15 protein-coding genes are annotated in these 17663 nt (G+C 75.0%); 9 read left to right on the top strand and 6 right to left on the bottom strand.

Annotation, left to right across the window (positions count from 1 at the left end; genetic code table 11):
- Nucleotides 1–915 carry a homocysteine S-methyltransferase gene (mmuM, locus tag N555_RS0105540; protein ID WP_029430500.1) on the top strand — a complete coding sequence of 305 codons (915 nt, stop codon included), beginning with the start codon at nt 1–3 and terminating at the stop codon, nt 913–915.
- A gap of 49 nt (nt 916–964) precedes the next feature.
- Here mmuM and N555_RS0105535 read toward each other — a convergent pair whose 3' ends face one another.
- Both N555_RS0105535 and N555_RS28925 read right to left on the bottom strand, forming a co-directional pair.
- On the bottom strand, nt 965–1822 hold the full coding sequence (locus tag N555_RS0105535; RefSeq protein ID WP_029430499.1) for an SDR family oxidoreductase: 858 nt from the start codon (nt 1820–1822) through the stop codon (nt 965–967).
- Between the two features lie 151 nt (nt 1823–1973).
- Nucleotides 1974–2099, bottom strand: coding sequence for a hypothetical protein (locus N555_RS28925; RefSeq protein WP_255347337.1), 126 nt, complete (start codon nt 2097–2099; stop codon nt 1974–1976).
- A gap of 88 nt (nt 2100–2187) precedes the next feature.
- On the opposite strand from N555_RS28925, the gene N555_RS0105525 reads away from it, so the two are divergent.
- The 4 genes from N555_RS0105525 (at nt 2188) to N555_RS0105510 (ending at nt 7369) form a co-directional block, all read left to right on the top strand.
- Complete coding sequence (locus N555_RS0105525; RefSeq protein ID WP_231502609.1) at nt 2188–4821, top strand: DEAD/DEAH box helicase; 2634 nt, start codon at nt 2188–2190, stop codon at nt 4819–4821.
- A gap of 205 nt (nt 4822–5026) precedes the next feature.
- Nucleotides 5027–5812 (top strand): sulfite exporter TauE/SafE family protein, encoded by a 786-nt coding sequence (locus N555_RS0105520; protein ID WP_029430497.1) that lies wholly within the window; start codon nt 5027–5029, stop codon nt 5810–5812.
- Entirely contained in the window at nt 5809–6579 is a 771-nt protein-coding gene (locus N555_RS0105515) for a sulfite exporter TauE/SafE family protein (RefSeq protein WP_029430496.1), read from the top strand. Before N555_RS0105520 ends, N555_RS0105515 begins: the two co-directional genes overlap by 4 nt.
- 55 nt (nt 6580–6634) lie before the next feature.
- Nucleotides 6635–7369 carry an ANTAR domain-containing protein gene (locus tag N555_RS0105510; protein WP_051683770.1) on the top strand — a complete coding sequence of 245 codons (735 nt, stop codon included), beginning with the start codon at nt 6635–6637 and terminating at the stop codon, nt 7367–7369.
- A 30-nt stretch (nt 7370–7399) separates the two neighbouring features.
- Here N555_RS0105510 and N555_RS28200 read toward each other — a convergent pair whose 3' ends face one another.
- The 3 genes from N555_RS28200 to N555_RS0105495 form a co-directional block, all read right to left on the bottom strand.
- Nucleotides 7400–8128: a hypothetical protein gene (locus N555_RS28200; protein ID WP_197028906.1), complete on the bottom strand. Its 729-nt coding sequence runs from the start codon at nt 8126–8128 to the stop codon at nt 7400–7402.
- Nucleotides 8129–8241: 113 nt separating this feature from the next.
- Nucleotides 8242–9921, bottom strand: coding sequence for an alpha-amylase family protein (locus N555_RS0105500; protein WP_029430493.1), 1680 nt, complete (start codon nt 9919–9921; stop codon nt 8242–8244).
- Nucleotides 9922–9955: 34 nt separating this feature from the next.
- Nucleotides 9956–11005 carry a TIGR03885 family FMN-dependent LLM class oxidoreductase gene (locus N555_RS0105495; RefSeq protein ID WP_034508922.1) on the bottom strand — a complete coding sequence of 350 codons (1050 nt, stop codon included), beginning with the start codon at nt 11003–11005 and terminating at the stop codon, nt 9956–9958.
- Nucleotides 11006–11071: 66 nt separating this feature from the next.
- Between N555_RS0105495 and hrpB the strand changes: the two genes are divergently transcribed.
- From hrpB to N555_RS0105475, 4 genes are all read left to right on the top strand, one after another.
- Nucleotides 11072–13558: an ATP-dependent helicase HrpB gene (gene hrpB, locus N555_RS0105490; protein WP_029430491.1), complete on the top strand. Its 2487-nt coding sequence runs from the start codon at nt 11072–11074 to the stop codon at nt 13556–13558.
- Between the two features lie 72 nt (nt 13559–13630).
- Nucleotides 13631–15484 carry a 4-alpha-glucanotransferase gene (malQ, locus tag N555_RS0105485; RefSeq protein WP_029430490.1) on the top strand — a complete coding sequence of 618 codons (1854 nt, stop codon included), beginning with the start codon at nt 13631–13633 and terminating at the stop codon, nt 15482–15484.
- Nucleotides 15485–15711: 227 nt separating this feature from the next.
- The gene (locus tag N555_RS0105480; protein WP_231502608.1) at nt 15712–16089 is read left to right on the top strand and encodes a hypothetical protein; all 378 of its coding nucleotides are present in this window, start codon (nt 15712–15714) and stop codon (nt 16087–16089) included.
- 80 nt (nt 16090–16169) lie between these two features.
- Nucleotides 16170–16370, top strand: a complete 201-nt coding sequence (locus N555_RS0105475; RefSeq protein ID WP_029430488.1) for a hypothetical protein — start codon at nt 16170–16172, stop codon at nt 16368–16370.
- Here N555_RS0105475 and N555_RS0105470 read toward each other — a convergent pair.
- A complete protein-coding gene (locus tag N555_RS0105470; protein ID WP_231502607.1) occupies nt 16367–17644 on the bottom strand; it encodes an MFS transporter in 1278 nt (425 codons plus the stop codon). The two genes, N555_RS0105475 and N555_RS0105470, sit on opposite strands and share 4 nt — an antisense overlap.
- Between the last annotated feature and the right edge of the window lie 19 nt (nt 17645–17663).

Below are 17663 nucleotides of genomic sequence, written 5' to 3'. Positions count from 1 at the left end.
ATGGGTGCCGTGCCTCCCCAGCCGCTCTCCGCCGCGCTCGCCGCCGGACCCGTCGTCCTCGACGGCGGCCTGTCCACCGAGCTCGAGGCGCAGGGGCACGACGTCTCCTCGGCCCTGTGGTCGGCGCGGCTGCTGCGCGACGACCCCGCGGCGGTCGTCGCGGCGCACGCCGCCTTCGCTGCCGCCGGCGCCCAGGTGGTGACGACGGCGAGCTACCAGGCCTCGGTCGAGGGCTTCGCGACGGCGTTCGGGCTGGACCGGGCCGGCGCGCTGGCGCTGATCCGCCGGTCGGTGGAGCTCGCCCGTGAGGGCGCACCGGAAGCATGGGTGGCAGGCTCCGTCGGCCCCTACGGCGCGGCGCTGGCCGACGGGTCCGAGTACACCGGCGCGTACGTGGACGAGGTCGGCGTCCGGGCGCTTCGGGAGTTCCACCGGCCGCGGATGGCGGCGCTGGCCGAGGCGGGGGCCGACGTCCTGGCGCTCGAGACGATCCCGGCGGCGGCGGAGGCCGAGGCGCTGCTGATCGAGGCCGAGGACCTCGGCGTCCCGGTCTGGTTGTCGCTCACCACCGTGCGCGACGCTGCCGGGCTGGCCCGGGCCCGGCGGGGCGAGCTCGCGGCGGACGTCTTCGCGATGGCAGCCGACGTCGACGTGGTCCTCGCCGTCGGCGTCAACTGCACCGCCCCGGCGGACGTCCGGGCCGGGGTGGCCGCGGCGGCGACCAGCGGGCGGCCCGTCGTCGTCTACCCGAACAGCGGCGAGGGCTGGGACGCGACGGCGCGGCGGTGGACCGGTACCGGCGGCGTCGACCCGGCCGCCGTCCCGAGCTGGGTGGCCGCGGGCGCCCGGCTGGTCGGGGGCTGCTGCCGGATCGGCCCGTCCGACATCCGCCGGCTCGCCGCCGCGCTGCACTGACCGGAGTGCCAGAAGCGAGGAAACCTCGCTCCTGGCACTCCGGAAAGCCTCAGAGGATCGGGTTGCCGCCGGTGACGGCGACGCGCGCGCCGGAGACGTAGGACGCCTCGTCGCTGGCCAGCAGCACGTACACCGGCGCGAGCTCCGCGGGCTGGGCCGCGCGACCGAGCGGCACCTGCTGGCCGAAGCTCTCCACCTTCTCCGGCGGCATGGTCGAGGGGATCAGCGGCGTCCACACCGGGCCCGGCGCGACGCTGTTGGCGCGGATGCCCTTCTCGGCGTACATCTGCGCCAGGCTCGCGGTGAAGTTGGCGATGCCGGCCTTGGTCATCGCGTACGGGGCCAGCTGCGGGCTCGGCATGTCGGAGTTGACCGACGACGAGTTGATGATCGAGCCGCCCGAGGGCATGTGCGGGATCGCGTCCTTGCAGAGCACGAACATCGCGGTGAGGTTCGTGGCGAGCGTGTGGTCCCACTCCTCGTCCGGGATCTCCTCCAGCGACTCGTGGGTCATCTGGAAGGCCGCGTTGTTGACCAGGACGTCGACCTTGCCGAACTCCTCGACGGCCTTCGGGATGATCGTCTTCGCGTGCGCCCGGTCGGCGAGGTCGCCGGGCACCAGCACGCACTTCCGCCCGGCCTGCTCCACGTACTTCGCGGTGTCCTGCGCGTCCTCGTGCTCGGAGAGGTAGGCGATGAGGACGTCGGCGCCCTCGCGCGCGAACGCGATCGCGACCGCCCGACCGATGCCGCTGTCGCCGCCGGTGATCACGGCGGCCTTGCCGGTGAGCTTCCCGGAGCCGGTGTAGCTCTCCTCGCCGTGGTCGGGCTTCGGGTCCATCTCGCCCAGGGTCCCGGGCGGGGTCTGCTGCTGCTCGGGCTGGGAGTCGGGGCGCGGTGACGACACGGGTTCCTCCTGCTGCGTACGGCGTGCGGCGCGGGGAGCTGCTCCCCCGCTGCCTCGCCGACGCGCCTACCCGCGCCGTTCCCGGACTACCCCGGACAGCACGGAACCGGCCGGGCTGGTGCCCGGCCGGTTCCCGTTCGTGCTGCGCGCGTCAGGCCGCGCGGTGCTCCTGCTGCTGGGCCGCCGTCGGCAGCTCCCAGCGCATCTCCATGTGCCGGTGCCCCGCCTTGTCGACGACGGGCACCCACCTGACCAGCGGTCGTTCCTCAACGCGCATCTCGCGTCCGCCTCTCGTTCACCTGTTGTTCACCTTCTGACCTTAGTCGGTTCACCTGACACATCTCGGGAGGTGATGTGACCGAGTCGTGACCGAAGGCGGCCGGGAGGGCGCCTGCGCGGGAAGGGACGGCGCGTCCGGCACGCTGTTCCCCACGATGACCGAGGCCCTCTCCCCCAGCAGCACCGCCCCGCCCCTGCTCGACGACCCCGCCGACCTCTCCTCGCTCCGGGCGCGCGGAGCCGACGCCGACGAGCTGTTCACCGCCTTCGCCGCCTGGGCCGAGGCCGGCGGGACGACGCTCTACCCGGCGCAGGAGGAGGCGCTGATCGAGCTGCTCAGCGGCGCGAACGTCGTCCTCTCCACGCCCACGGGGTCGGGCAAGTCCCTGGTGGCGACCGGCGCGCAGTACGCGGCGCTGGCCGGCGGCCGGCGCAGCTACTACACGGCGCCGATCAAGGCCCTGGTCAGCGAGAAGTTCTTCGCGCTCTGCGGCGTGTTCGGCGCGGCCAACGTCGGCATGCTCACCGGCGACGCGGCCGTGAACCGGGACGCGCCGATCATCGCCTGCACCGCCGAGATCCTCGCCAACATCGCGCTGCGCGAGGGCGCCGACGCCGACGTCGGCCTGGTGGTCATGGACGAGTTCCACTTCTACGGCGACCCCGACCGCGGCTGGGCCTGGCAGGTGCCGCTGCTGGAGCTGCCGAAGGCGCAGTTCCTGCTGATGAGCGCCACCCTCGGCGACACGACGGACCTCCGCGAGGACCTCTCCCGGCGCACCGGCCGGCCCACCGCCCTGGTGGCCAGCGCCCAGCGACCGGTCCCGCTGCACCACTACTACGCGACGACGCCGATGCACGAGACCATCCAGGAGCTGCTGGACACCAAGCAGGCGCCGGTCTACGTCGTCCACTTCACCCAGGCCTCGGCGCTCGAGCGGGCGCAGGCGCTGATGAGCGTGAACGTGGCCACCAAGGAGGAGAAGGCCGCGATCGCCGACATGATCGGCGGGTTCCGCTTCTCCTCCGCCTTCGGCACGACCCTCAGCCGGCTGGTCCGCCACGGCATCGGTGTCCACCACGCGGGGATGCTGCCGAAGTACCGGCGGCTGGTGGAGCAGCTCGCGCAGGCCGGGCTGCTCAAGGTCATCTGCGGCACCGACACCCTCGGCGTCGGCATCAACGTGCCGATCCGCACCGTCGTCTTCTCCGCGCTGAGCAAGTACGACGGCACCCGCAGCCGGCTGCTCCAGGTCCGCGAGTTCCACCAGATCGCCGGCCGGGCCGGGCGCGCGGGCTACGACACCGCAGGCACGGTCGTCGTCCAGGCGCCCGAGCACGAGGTGGAGAACCTCAAGCAGTTCGCCAAGGTCGCCGACGACCCGAAGAAACGCCGCAAGCTGGTGCGCAAGAAGGTCCCCGACGGCATGGTGCCGTGGAGCGAGTCGACGATGACCCGGCTGGTCGAGGGCGAACCCGAGAAGCTGAGCAGCCACATGCGGGTGACCACGGCGATGGTCCTCGACGTGGTCGACCGGCCGGGGAACCCGTTCGTCGCCATGCGCCGGCTGCTGACGGAGAACCACGAGCCGCGCCCCAAGCAGCTCAGGCTGATCCGCGAGGCCGTCGGCATCGCCCGGTCGCTGCTGCAGGCCGGCGTCCTCGAGCGGCTCGACGAGCCCGAGCCGGACGGACGTCGCTACGACCTCACCCTCGACCTGCCCGAGGACTTCGCGCTCAACCAGCCGCTGTCGACCTTCGCCCTCGCCGCGATCGAGCTGCTGGACGCCGAGTCCGACACCTATCCCCTCGACGTCGTCAGCGTCATCGAGGCCACCCTCGACGACCCCCGGCAGATCCTCGCCGCGCAGCTGAACAAGGCCAAGGGCGAGGCCGTCGCGCAGATGAAGGCCGAGGGCATCGAGTACGACGAGCGGATGGAGCTGCTCGAGGAGATCAGCTACCCCAAGCCGCTCGAGGAGCTGCTCGGGCACGCGTTCGAGGTCTACACGCGGACCAACCCGTGGGCCAGGGACGCCCACCTGTCGCCGAAGTCGGTCGTCCGCGACATGTGGGAGCGGGCGATGACCTTCCGGGAGCTGGTCAACACCTACGGGCTCACGCGGTCGGAGGGCGCGGCGCTGCGGTACCTCTCCGACGCGTTCAAGGCGCTGCGGTCGGGGGTCCCGGCGGCCGCGCGCACCGAGGAGGTCACCGACCTCGTGGAGTGGCTGGGCGAGCTGGTCCGCCAGGTCGACTCGTCGCTGCTGGACGAGTGGGAGTCGCTCACCGATCCGGATCAGCCCCTGGACCAGCCGGTCGCCGTCCCGGCCCGGCCGCGGCCGCTCACCGGCAACGAGCGGGCGTTCACCGCGATGATCCGCAACGCGCTGTTCCACCGCGTGCAGCTGTGGGGACGGCGCCGCTGGTACGACCTCGGCGAGCTCGACGCCGGCTCCGGGTGGGACGCCGACCGCTGGGGCGAGGTCGTGCAGGCCTACTTCGCCGAGCACGCCGAGCTCGGCACCGGCGCCGACGCCCGCGGCCCCGCGCTGCTCATCTGGGACAAGGAGACGCCCGGCGTCTGGAAGGTGCGGCAGATCCTCGACGACCCGGACGGCAACCACGACTGGGGCATCGACGCCGAGGTCGACCTCGCCGCCTCCGACGAGGAGGGCGCGCTGGTCCTGCGGATCGTCGACGCCGGCCGCCGCGACTGACCCGACTGCCACCGACCGGCCCGTTCCCCTCCCGGGCGCTCGTGCTCTGCCCATCCGGACGGGGCAGAGCACGAACGCGGCCGTCGGGCACGTGGCCGGGCCTGCTCGTGCTCTGCCCACAGGGCTGGGCAGAGCACGAGCAAGGCAGGGGGGACGTCGGCCCCGCGTGCCCGGCTGCCCGAACGGCCTGTGACACCGTGAGCCGGTGACGCCGTGGGAGATGGTCGCGGTCGCCGCGGCGGGGCTGGCGGCCGGCGGGATCAACGCCGTCGTCGGCTCGGGGACCCTGGTGACGTTCCCGGTGCTGCTCGCCGTCGGGCTGCCGCCGGTGACCGCGAGCGTGTCCAACAGCCTCGGGCTGGTGCCGGGCAACGTCGCCGGAGCCATCGGCTACCGCCGTGAGCTCTCCGGTCAGCGCCGGCTGCTGATGCTGCTCCTGCCGGCCTCCGTGCTCGGTGCGGTGACCGGCGCCTTCCTACTCCTGCACCTGCCGGCCGAGGCGTTCGAGACGATCGTGCCGGTGCTGGTCGGGCTGGCCGTCGTCCTGGTGGCCACCCAGCCGTGGCTGCAGCGGTCCATCGCCCGCCGGCGCGCCGCCGCGGGGCAGACCGGCCCGGTGCGGCTGAGCGGCGGGCGGCGGGCCGCGCTGCTGGCCGGGGCCTACGGCACCGGCACCTACGGCGGCTACTTCGCCGCCAGCCAGGGGATCCTGCAGATCGGCGTCTTCGGCCTGCTGCTCCCCGAGCCCCTGCAGCGGCTGAACGCGATCAAGAACGTGCTGACCTCCGCGGTCAACGCGGTCGCGGCACTGGCCTACATCGTCGTCGCCAGCGACCGGGTCGACTGGGCCGCGGCCGGCTTGATCGCGGCCGGCTCGGTGTTCGGCGGCTACCTCGGCGGGAAGTTCGGCCGGCGGCTGCCCCCGACGGTCCTGCGGGTGGCGATCGTGGTGCTGGGCTGCGTGGCGATCGTGGTGCTGCTGCGCCGATGAGCCCGCTGGAGTGGTGCCTCCTCGTCGTCGCCGGGGTCGGCGCGGGGCTCACCGGCAGCATCGCCGGGCTCGCCTCGCTGATCAGCTACCCCGCGCTGCTGGCGACCGGCCTCCCGCCGGTGACGGCGAACGTGACCAACACCGTCGCGCTGGTCCTCAACAGCGTCGGCTCGGTCAGCGCCTCCCGGCCGGAGCTGCGCGGGCAGGGCCGCCGGCTGCGGCCGCTGCTGGCCGCCGCGGTGCTCGGGGGCGGAGCCGGCGCGGCGCTGCTGCTGTCCACCCCGTCGGACGCGTTCGAGCGGATCGTGCCGTTCCTCATCGCGGCGGCGTCCGGCGCGATCCTGGTCCAGCGTCCGCCCCGGGAGCTCGCGGCCGAGGGCGCCGCCCTCCACGCCGGCGCGCACGGCGACCCGCGCTGGCTGCCCGCCGCGGTGTTCGGCGTCGGGATCTACGGCGGCTACTTCGGTGCCGCGGCCGGGGTGCTGCTGCTCGCGACCCTGCTGCTGGCGACCGGCGAGGGTCTCCCGCGGGGGAACGCGATGAAGAACGCCGTCCTGGGCGTGGCCAACGCGGTGGCGGCGCTCGGGTACGTCGTCCTGGCCGACGTCGCCTGGTCGGCCGCGCTGCCCCTGGCGGTCGGGCTGTTCGCCGGCGGGCTGCTCGGGCCCCGGGTGGTGCGCCGCAGCCCGCCGGCGGCGCTGCGGCGGGTCATCGCGGTCGCCGGGCTCGGCCTCGCCGCCTACCTGGGGGTCCAGGCGTTCGGCTGATGCTCCGTCCGGGCAGGATGCAGGAGCCGGGCGGTCCGGCAGAGGAGGCAGCACGGTGACGACGGACAACTCCCACCAGGCGACGGACGACCCCGAGAAGCGGTTCCTCGACGCCCTGCAGGCCCCCGTGCCGGAGGAGCTGTCCGGGCCGGAGATGCTGCCCACCCGTCTGGCCAGGGCCGCCGCGCAGGCGCTGCCCGTCGACGGCGCCGGCCTCAGCATCCACGAGGGCGCCGGTCTCCGGACGCCGGTCGGGGCCAGCGACGAGCTCACCTCGCTCGCCGAGCGGCTGCAGTTCACCCACGGCGACGGGCCGTGCCTGCGCGCGCACGACACCGGTCAGGCGATCGCCTTCGACCTCGACGCCATCGCCCGCAACTGGCCGGAGTTGCACGCCTCGCTGATCGGCGCCACGCCGTTCCAGGCGGTCCTGTCCCTCCCGCTGGCCCCGCCGCTGGGCCCGACGGTGGTCCTCGACCTCTACGCCGGTGAGGTGGCGCGGCTGACGCAGGTGCCGCGCGAGGACGTGGCAGCCGTCGTCGACGTCCTCACCGAGGAACTGGTGCGCGCCAGCGACGGCGAGGAGGGCCCGCGGTGGTGGGACTCCCCCGACGCCCGCTCGCGCAACTCGGTCTGGCAGGCCACCGGGCTCACCAGCGTGGCGCTGGGCCTCGACGTCGTCGCCGCGTTGGCGGTGCTGCGGGCGCACGCCTTCGCCACCGGACGGGTGGTCGACGACGTCGCCGCCGACCTGGTGTCCGGACGGATGGACCCGAAGGCGCTGGACTGACGGCGGGCGACCGCCCCGGCCCGGGGCCGCTCAGCGTCCGACGTAGGCGGCCAGGAACAGCACGAACGCGCTGGTGGCCAGGAGCAGCCGCGCCGGCGTGAGTCCGTTCAGCAGCCCCGCGGTCGCCTCCACCCAGGCCGGCCGGACGGCGGCCTCGCGGGCGCCGCGGCGGACCAGCCGCACCTCGTCGGCCAGCAGCGCGCCGGCCGCGCCGAGCATCGACAGCCCGATGACGAGGAAGACCAGCGCCAGCCCCTCGCTGAAGACGTCGGCCTGGCCGGCGAGGACCACCGCGACGACGATGCCGGCGACCAGCCCGAGGAGGCCGCCCGCGGCCGGGGCCCAGGGACCCATGCGGGTCATCGGGTCGCGCCGGCGGGCGCGCACGGTCGGCCGGCTGCTGACCGGCGTGGTCGGGAAGGTGCCGGGCGGGGGCACGTCGTCCGGCCCGGTGAGGCCGTCGCCGGTCAGCGCCCAGGCGGCGACGGGGCTCTCCGCCGGATCCCCGCCGGGCGCCGGGACGGCCGGCTCGACGAGCGTGGGGCTCTCGTCGGACGCCCCGACGGCGGTCGCGCCGGCGGGCACGGCGGGCGCCTCGGCCGTGTCGGCGTCGCCGTCGGCAGCTCGCGGCGCAGGAGCCTGGGCGGGCTCCTGCGCGGGGCTCTGCGCGCTGCGGCCCATCGGGCCGAAGTACGGCGGGATGGGGCCCGTCTCCTGCATCGGACGGGCCTGGACGGGGGGTGCGGTGGGCTCGGACATCGCCGCGACGCTAGGCCGGGCCACCGACACGGCTGGGACCTCCGCGGCGTGTGTCGACATCTCGCCGTGTCGGCACCTCACCGTGTCGACGAGGTGACTCCTCGACACGTCGACTAGAGCAGCCGGCGGCTCTCCTGGGCGACCACCCGCAGCCAGCGGCAGCCGTAGCCGTCCAGCGGCAGCTCCACGGAGCCGTCGTCGGCGATCGCGGTGCTCTGCGTGACCAGGAGGTCCTCCAGGCGGTGCGTGGAGTCGCAGCCCGACAGCGTGAGCGGCACCGTCCGCGGTTCGGGGCCGAGGTTGTGGACGGCGATCAGTGCACCGTCATCCCAGGTGGAGAGACTGGCCAGCACCTGGGGGTGCGGCTGGCCGAGCACCTCGTAGGTGCCCCACCCGAGCTCCGGGGACTCGCGGTAGCGGCGGATGAGCAACCGCATGAACGACAGCAGCGAGTCCGGGTCGCGGCGCTGGTCGGCGACGTTGACGTACTCGGGCGCGAAGCCGCCGTCGACGACCGGGCCGGGCAGCTTCGAGGGGGCGGCGGTGGAGAAGCCGCCGTTGCGCCCCGCCGTCCACTGCATCGGCGTGCGCACCGCGAGCCGGCCCTCGGCGGCGAGGTTCTCCCCCATGCCGATCTCCTCACCGTAGAAGAGCACCGGGGTCCCGGGCAGGGAGAACATCAGGCTGTAGACCATCCGCACCCGCCGCGGGTCGCCGTCGAGCATCGGGGGCAGCCGCCGCGTGAGGCCGCGGCCGTAGACCTGCATCCGCTCCTCGGGCCCGAAGGCGGCGAAGACCTCCTGGCGCTCCTCGTCGCTCAGCTTGTCCAGGGTGAGCTCGTCGTGGTTGCGGACGAACATCCCCCACTGGTTGTCCGGGGAGACCTGCGGGCGCGAGGTCAGCGCGTCGACCAGCGGGGCCGCGTCGCAGCGGGCCAGCGACAGGTACATCGCCTGCATCGCGATGAAGTCGAACTGCATGGTCAGCTCGTCGCCGTCCACCCCGCCGAAGAACTGCTGCTGCTCCTCGTGCGGCAGGTTGACCTCGCCGAGCAGCACCGCCGCCTCGGCGCGCCTGCTGATCAGCGCGCGCAGCGCCCGGAGGTACTGGTGCGGGTCCTGGAAGTCGGCGACCTCCTGCTCGTCGATCCCGGAGGTCTCCAGCAGGAACGGGACGGCGTCCACGCGGAAGCCGTCCAGGCCCAGCTGCAGCCAGAAGCCGATGACCTTGGCGATCTCGTCGCGGACCAGCGGGTTCGCCACGTTGAGGTCGGGCTGCTCCTTGTAGAACTTGTGCAGGTACCACTCCCCCGTCTTCTCCTCCAGCTGCCAGGTGCTGTCCTCCTGGTCGGGGAAGACGACGTCGCCCTTGGTGTCCGGCGGCGGGTCCGCGCGCCAGACGTAGAAGTCGCGGTACGGGGAGTCCTTGGACGCGCGGGCCGAGCGGAACCAGGGGTGCTTGACCGAGGTGTGGTTGACGACGAGGTCGGCGATCACCCGCATCCCGCGGTCCTTCGCGGTGCGGATCACCTCGACCAGGTCGCCGTGGGTGCCCAGCCGCGGGTCGACGCCGTAGAAGTCGGTGATGTCGTAGCCGTCGTCGCGCTCGGCGGTCGGGTAGAAGGGCATCAGCCACAGGCAGGTGACGCCGAGGTCGGCGAGGTGGTCGATCCGCTGGGCCAGGCCGGCGAAGTCACCGCAGCCGTCGCCGTTCCAGTCCATGTAGGTCTCGACGTCGAGGCAGTAGACGACGGCCGTCTTCCACCAGAGGTCGCTCGTGTCGGTGATGCGCATGCTCGTGCTCCCTCTGCTCAGGAGTGGGTGGTGGTCAGGCCATCGAGGACTGCAGCGGTTCCTGCCTGGGCCGCCACGGACCCTCGGGGCCGGCCGGGTCGATCGCCTGCGCCGGGGCGGGTGCGGTGACCCCGAGCTGGGGCAGCACGTGCTCGCCGAAGGCGTCGAGGAAGGCCGTCTGCTCGACGCCGACGTGGTGCAGGTAGACCTCCTCGAAGCCCAGCTCGACGTACTCGGCGATCCACGCGGCGTGCTGCGCGAGGTCGGACGACACCCGCACGGCACCGGTCACCGCTTCCGGCGTCACGTGCGCACTGGCCTGCTCGAACGCCTCGGGGCTGTCGAGGTCCCAGCACAGCGGGGGCGGGAAGACGTTGCTGCGCCACTGGTCGTGGGCGATCCCCAGCGCCCGCTCCGGGTCCGGGTCGTAGGAGACGTGCACCTGCAGGACGAGCTTGCCGCGGCCCCCGGCGTCCCGGTAGGCGGCGATCATCTGCCGCAGCTTGTCGTGCGGCTGGTTGATGGTGACCAGCCCGTCGGCCCAGTCGGCGCCGCGGCGGGCGGTCTCCACGCTGACCGCGGGGGCGATCAGCGCCGGCTGCGGGTCGGCCAGTGTGTGGACCTTGGCCCGGTCGACCTTCACCAGGCCGTCGTGGCTGACCTCCTCGCCGGCAAGCAGCGCGCGGATGACGTCGACGCACTCGCGCAGCCGGGCGTCGCGCAGCTCCTTGCGCGGCCACGGGTCGCCGGTGACGTGCTCGTTCATCGCCTCGCCGCTGCCCAGTGCCACCCAGAACCGGCCGGGGAACATCGCGCCGAGGGTGGCGATCGCCTGGGCGACGATGACCGGGTGGTACCGCTGCCCGGGGGCGTTGACCGCCCCGAACGGCAGGCTCGTCGTCGCCATCGCCGCCCCCAGCCAGGACCAGGCGAAGCCGGACTCCCCCTGGCGCGGGTTCCAGGGGGTCAGGTGGTCGGAGCACATGGCCGCGGTGAAGCCGACGTCCTCAGCGTGCCGGACGGCCGCCAGGAGCTCGCGCGGGTGGACCTGCTCGTGCGAGTTGTGGAACCCGATGACGGTCATGGGGGCTGCCTACCCGTGTGGAGGTGACGCAGTCCTGCATCACCGCTCGCACGGGAGACTGGGCCCGTGCTGCCACCGCCCGGGACGCCGGGGACCGACCTCCCCGTCCGCTCCGCGCTCCCGGCGCTCGCCGACGCGCTGGACGCACGGGGCTCCGCCGTCCTGGTGGCGCCGCCCGGGACCGGGAAGACCACGCTCGTCCCGCTGGCCCTGGCCGACCGCCTGCCCGGACGGGTCCTCGTCGCCGAGCCGCGCCGGGTGGCCGCCCGCGCCGCTGCCACCCGCATGGCCACGCTGCTGGGCGAACCCGTGGGGCAGCGGGTCGGCTACAGCGTCCGTGGCGACAGCCGGCGCAGCGCCGCCACCCGGGTCGAGGTCGTCACCACCGGCCTGCTCGTGCGCCGCCTCCAGGCCGACCCGGAGCTGCCCGGGGTGGCCGCGGTGGTGCTCGACGAGTGCCACGAGCGGCACCTCGACACCGACCTGGCGCTGGCCTTCGGCCTCGACGTGCACGAGGCGCTCCGCCCGGACCTGCAACTGGTCGCCATGTCGGCGACCGCCCAGGCCGACCGGCTGGCGACGCTCCTGGGCGCGGACGACGGCCCGGCCCCGGTCGTCGAGGCGCACGGGGCCCTGCACGACGTCGACGTGGTGTGGGCGCCGCCGAGGGCACCGGTCGACCCCCCGCACGGCCTGCGGGTCGACCCGCGGCTGCTGGCGCACGTGGCCGCGACCGTCCGCCGGGCACTGGCCGAGCGGACCGGCGACGTCCTGGTGTTCCTGCCCGGCGCCGGCGAGATCGGCACGGTGACCGGCCTCCTGAGCGGGATCGACGCCGACGTGCTGCCGCTGCACGGCCGGCTGCCGGCCGCCGCGCAGGACGCCGCCCTGCGGGCCGGCCCCCGCCGCCGCGTCGTGCTGGCCACCGCGCTCGCGGAGAGCAGCCTGACCGTGCCCGGCGTCCGCGTCGTCGTCGACGCCGGGCTCGCGCGCGGACCCCGGGCTGACCTGGCGCGCGGCCTCGGGGCCCTGGTCACCGTGCGGGCCTCGCGGGCCGCGGTCACCCAGCGGGCCGGCCGCGCCGGCCGGGAGGGGCCCGGGGCGGTCTACCGCTGCTGGACCTCCGCCGAGCAGGACCGGCTCCCCGCGCACGACGAGCCCGAGGTGGCCGTCGCCGACCTCACCGCCTTCGCGCTGGAGCTCGCCTGCTGGGGAGCGCCCGGCGGCGCCGGCCTCGCACTGCTCGACCGTCCACCGACGGCTTCGCTGCTCGTCGCCGGACAGACGCTGCAGGGCCTCGGCGCGGTGGACGACGACGGCCGGGCGACTCCCCGCGGACGGGCGCTCACCGCCGTGGGGGTGCACCCCCGGCTGGCCCGGGCGCTGCTGGACGGCGCGCCGCTGGTGGGGCGCCGCCGCGCGGCCGAGGTGGTCGCGCTGCTGTCGGCGGACCTCCCCTCCCGCAGCGACGACCTGGTCGCGACCTGGCGGGCCCTGAGGTCAGGGTCCGACCGGCCGGCGACCGCCCGCTGGCGCGAGGAGGTGGCCCGTCTCGAGCGTGCGGCGGACGACGCCGTCCCCCGGCCCGGCGAGCGGCTGCCCGACGACACCGCGGCCGGGCTGGTGGTCGGCCTGGCCCATCCGGAGCGGCTGGCGCGGCGGCGGCCGGGCGGCACGGCGACCTACCTGATGACCGGCGGCACGGGCGCAGAGCTGGCTCCCGGCACGGCGCTGACGGGGGCGCCGTGGCTGGCGATCGCCGTCGCCGACCGGTCCCCCGGCCGGCGGGACGCGCGGGTGCGCTCGGCCGTCGCCATCGACGAGGCGACCGCGCTGGAGGCCGGCGGCCCGCTGCACGTCGAGGACGACGAGGTGTCGTGGCGCAACGGGACGGTGCACAGCGCGCGCGTCGAGCGGCTGGGCGCCGTCGTGCTGTCCGAGCGGCCGCTGCGTGATCCGGATCCCGCCGCCGTGGCGGCCGCGGTCGCCGAGGGCCTGCGGGCCGACGGCCTCGGCGTGCTGACCTGGACACCGGCGGCGCGACGGCTCCGCGAGCGCCTCGCCGCGGCGCACGCCGGCCTCGGGGCGCCGTGGCCCGCCGTCGACGACGAGGCCCTCCTCGCCGCGATCGACGTCTCCGCTGCCCGCAGCCGGGCCGGCCTCGCCCGCGTGGACGTCGTCGCGGCGCTGCGGGCGCTGGTGCCCTGGCAGCTGGCCGGCGACCTCGATGCCGTCGTCCCGGACTCGGTGACCGTCCCGACCGGCTCCCGGATCCGCGTCGACTACACCGATCCGGCCGTGCCCACGCTCTCCGTGCGGGTGCAGGAGGTGTTCGGCTGGGCGCAGACGCCGCAGGTCGCCGGCCGTCCGCTGCGCCTGCAGCTGCTCTCCCCCGCCCAGCGCGTCGTCGCCACCACGGCCGACCTCGCCGGCTTCTGGGTCACCGGCTATACCGCCGTCCGCAGCGAGCTCCGCGGCCGCTACCCCCGCCACCCCTGGCCGGAGGACCCGGCGTCGGCCGCTCCCACGACCCGGGCCCGGCCGCGGCGCTGATGCGGCCGACCGAGACCGGCACCACGTCCGGCTTGCACTGCGCGGCGCCCGGTGGCCGGTGAGGATCGGGGGGTGACACGCACCGCGACGACCGACGAGTGGGGCATCGACGCCAGCTGGCTCGACGCCCTCGACGAGGAGCACACGGTCCCCCAGGCCACCATCGACCGGCTGCGGGAGGTGATCGGCACGCCTCCCGACGACCTGGACGAACGGGCGCCGATCGTGGCCCTCCCCGGCGACGTGCTGGAGCTGGACGAGGCCGAGGTGACCCTCGAGGACGGCTCCACCCGGCACGTCGACGGCGAGCTCGACGACGACTTCCCGCTGGGCTACCACTGGATCCAGGCTCCCGGCGGGCACCGGCGGCGGCTGATCGTCACCCCCGGCCGGTGCTGGCTGCCGGACCGGACGTGGGGCTGGGCGGTGCAGCTGTACGCCGCCCGGAGCCGGGCCAGCTGGGGCATCGGCGACCTCGCCGACCTGCGCTCGATCCGCGAGATGGCCGCCGCCCAGGGCGCCGGCTTCGTGCTCATCAACCCGCTGCACGCCGTCGCCCCGACGCCGGAGCAGGAGGCCAGCCCCTACCTGCCGGCGACCCGCCGCTTCCGGAACCCGATCTACCTGCGGGTGAGCGAGGTGCCCGGTGCGCACGCCGTCGAGCTCGACGAGGACGCCGGGCGGGCGCTGTCCGACGGCGAGCTGATCGACCGGGACGCGGTCTGGGCCCGCAAGCGCGCGGTGCTCCGGCGCGTGTTCGACGCCACCGGCCGCGACGACCAGGCGTTCCCCGACTGGTGGTGGCACCAGGGGCAGAAGCTGCAGGACTGGGCCACCTGGTGCGCGATCGCCGACGAGCACGGCCCCGACTGGCACACCTGGCCCGAGGCCCTGCGCGACCCGCGCAGCGAGGAGGTCGGCCGGTTCGTCGCCGACCACGAGCGCGACGTCGCCTTCCACGCCTGGCTGCAGTGGTGCCTGCAGCTGCAGCTCGAGCGCGCGACCGAGGGCATGACCGTCATCCAGGACCTGCCGATCGGCGTCGCCGGTGGCGGCGCCGACGCCTGGACCTGGCAGGACGTCCTCGCGCAGGGCGTGAGCGTCGGTGCTCCGCCGGACGCCTTCAACTCGCAGGGCCAGGACTGGGGCTCCCCGCCGCTGGTGCCCTGGCGGCTGCGCGCGGCGGACTACGAGCCGTTCATCGAGTCCATCCGGGCCACGATGGCCGGCGCGGGCGGGTTGCGGATCGACCACGTCATGGGCCTGTTCCGGCTGTGGTGGGTCCCGTCGGCGGGCCCGGGAGTCAGTGGTGGAGCCGCCGACGGCGCGTACGTGCGCTACCCGGCCGAGGACCTGCTCGGCATCGTCGCGCTGGAGAGTCATCGGGCGCAGGCCCTCGTGGTCGGCGAGGACCTGGGCACCGTCGAGGACGGCGTACGCGAGGCCATGGCCGAGCACGGCGTGCTCAGCTACCGGCTGCTGTGGTTCGAGGACGACGAACCGGCGACCTGGCCGACAGAGGCGATGGCCGCGATCAGCACGCACGACCTGCCGACGGTCGCCGGGCTGTGGACCGGTGCGGACATCGCCGAGCAGCGCGAGCACGGCACGGGCACCGACGAGGAGCTCGAGCGCGGACGCACCGAGCTGCTCGGCCGGCTGCGCGGGGTCAAGAAGAAGGCGAAGCCGGAGACGGCGGTGCGCAAGGCGCACGAGGCCCTGGCGACCGCCCCGTCGCTGCTGCTGTCGGCCACCCTGGAGGACGCCGTCGCCGACGAGCGCCGGCCGAACATGCCCGGCGCCGCCGACCGGCCGAACTGGTCGCTGCCGCTGCCGGTGCTCGTGGACGACCTCCCGCAGCACGAGCTGCTGCAGACGGTGGCCCGCACCCTGGCCGACGGCGTCTCGGGCGGCTCCCCGGCCTGAGCCGGGACCGTCCTCCGCGGACGCTCGGGCTCTGCCCAGCATTTCTGGGCAGAGCCCGAGCGCGCCCGAGAACCACTCGGCGCCCTCAGCGTTGTCCCCAGACCGGCCACGACTCTTCTGCGAACGGCCGCTGGAGGGACAACGCCTCCCTACGGCGGCCCGTCCGATCGAGCAGATGCGGCCGTGTCGACCGAACACGTGTTCGAGCGCCGTGCCAGACTCCATCCGTGGCCGGGGGCATGCAGCGGGGACGGACGGGACGGTCGCTCGGCGAGCGCGCCGCCAGTTCCGGCGTGCCCGCGGCCGGGGAGGACTGGGACGCCCCCTTCCCGCAGGCGACCGCCTCCGCCGCGCCACCGTCCCCGCCGCCCGACGTCCGCGACCTGCCCCCACCGCCGCCGGTGGTGCGACGGGCCGACGGCCGCGGCCGGCACTGCTGGGTGCACGACCCGCCCGGTGCTCCCGGCGTCTGGCCCGGCCTGCTGGTCGAGTGGCGGCAGACCGACGACGGATGGCACGGCCGGGTGGCGTTCACCGTGGCCGGCCCGGCGGGCTCGGTGCTCATGGAGGCCTGGCTCCCCGCGGCCGCGCTGGAGCAGCGGTGAGGCCCGGTGCACGGTTACCGGTCGCGACGCCGGGCTATGGCTCCCCGTGGACACATCCGGAGAGAGAGCGGAGGACCGCGATGAGCACCCCTGACGAGCCGACGCTCGACGACGTCATCGACCCCCAGGAATCGGTGCCGCGCGACCGGTCCCAGCACGCCGGCGGCTACGACCGCCCCAACGACGACGCGCTGCAGCACCGCACCGAGCAGGAGCGGCAGGCCGTCGGCTCCGACGACGCGGACCCGGCCGGCGACGAGCCGCACTCGGCGACCGACTAGCGGTCCGACGGGGCGAGCGCCCGGGTGCGGCCGAGGACGACGGTCAGCACGAGGGCCGCGGCGCTCGTCCCCCCGGCCAGCCACACCACCGACGGCCAGCCGCCCGTGGCCCAGGCCCGCCCCGCCACCGTGCCGCCCACCGACGAGCCGACGTAGTACCAGAACGCGTACAGCGAGGCGGCCTGTCCGACCGCCCGGCCTCCGTACGCCGCCCGCGTGGCCACCCAGGAGCTGGCGACGCCGTGGGCGGCGAAGAAGCCGGTCGTGAGCACGCACAGCCCGACGACGAACAGGGACAGCGGTGCGACCAGCGTCAGCAGGACCCCGCCGAGCATGACCGCCGCGGCGAGCGGCACGACCCGCCGCGGGCTCCACCGGTCGGCCAGCGCGCCTGCCGCCGGGGAACTCACCGACCCCAGCAGGTAGGCGAGGAACACCAGCCCCGCGACCGAGGGCGCCAGGGCGTACGGCGCCTCCTCCAGCCGGAACGTGGCCGCGTTGTAGACCGCCACGAACCCACCCATCAGCAGCGCCGCGACCGCGTACAGACCGACCAGCACCGGATCGGTGAACGCCGCGGCCAGCTGCCGGAGGAGCCGCCCGGTGCGCGGGACCGGCCGGAACCGGCGCGAGGCCGGGAGCAGCACCCACACCGCCGCGACACAGGCAGCGGCGAGGACCGCGATGCCGGCCATCGTCGTCCGCCAGCCGCCCAGGTCGGCCAGGAAGCCCCCGAGGACCCGCCCCGACAGCCCGCCGATCGCCGTGCCGCCGACGTACAGGCCGATCCCCCGCGAGGACACCGACGGGTGCAACTCCTCCCGCAGGTAGGCGACGCAGACCGCCGGCAGCCCGGCCAGCGCGAACCCCTGGAGGGCGCGGACCACGAGCAGCAGCTCCCAGGACTGCACCACGGCGAGCAGCGCCGCCAGCAGCACCGAGGCCACCAGGCTGGCGCGCAGGATCGTCGTCCGCCCGCGGCGGTCGGAGACCGGCCCCAGCACGAGCAGCCCCAGCGCCAGGCCGGCCGTCGCCACGGACACCGCCAGCGTCGCCGCCTCCGGGCCCACCCCGAACGCCCGGGTCAGCTCCGGCAGCAGCACCTGCGGCTCGTAGAGCATCGCGAACACCGCGAGGCCGGCGAGGAACACCGCGACCGAGGCGGAGCGCAGGCCGGCCGAGCCCGCGCGATACCCCTCCGGGAGCCGTCCCTGCTCCGGGTCGGCCGTCTCCCGCTCGGTCGCCGGACCGGGCAGCGGCGCGGCGGAGGTCACGGGTCCATGGTCCTCCCCG

Origin of the sequence: Blastococcus sp. URHD0036, assembly GCF_000701365.1 — a bacterium.
Lineage (GTDB): Bacteria > Actinomycetota > Actinomycetes > Mycobacteriales > Geodermatophilaceae > Trujillonella.
Note: the sequence above shows the minus strand (reverse complement) of the source record. Positions and strands in the feature narration are given on the sequence as shown.

Bases quoted from the DNA above. Each gene is read 5' to 3' on its own strand.
- N555_RS28925 (WP_255347337.1), bottom strand. From the start codon at position 2,099: ATGCGCGTTGAGGAACGACCGCTGGTCAGGTGGGTGCCCGTCGTCGAC.
- N555_RS0105475 (WP_029430488.1), top strand. From the start codon at position 16,170: ATGAGCACCCCTGACGAGCCGACGCTCGACGACGTCATCGACCCCCAG.
- N555_RS0105495 (WP_034508922.1), bottom strand. From the start codon at position 11,005: ATGACCGTCATCGGGTTCCACAACTCGCACGAGCAGGTCCACCCGCGC.
- N555_RS0105515 (WP_029430496.1), top strand. From the start codon at position 5,809: ATGAGCCCGCTGGAGTGGTGCCTCCTCGTCGTCGCCGGGGTCGGCGCG.
- N555_RS28200 (WP_197028906.1), bottom strand. From the start codon at position 8,128: ATGTCCGAGCCCACCGCACCCCCCGTCCAGGCCCGTCCGATGCAGGAG.
- mmuM (WP_029430500.1), top strand. From the start codon at position 1: ATGGGTGCCGTGCCTCCCCAGCCGCTCTCCGCCGCGCTCGCCGCCGGA.
- N555_RS0105500 (WP_029430493.1), bottom strand. From the start codon at position 9,921: ATGCGCATCACCGACACGAGCGACCTCTGGTGGAAGACGGCCGTCGTC.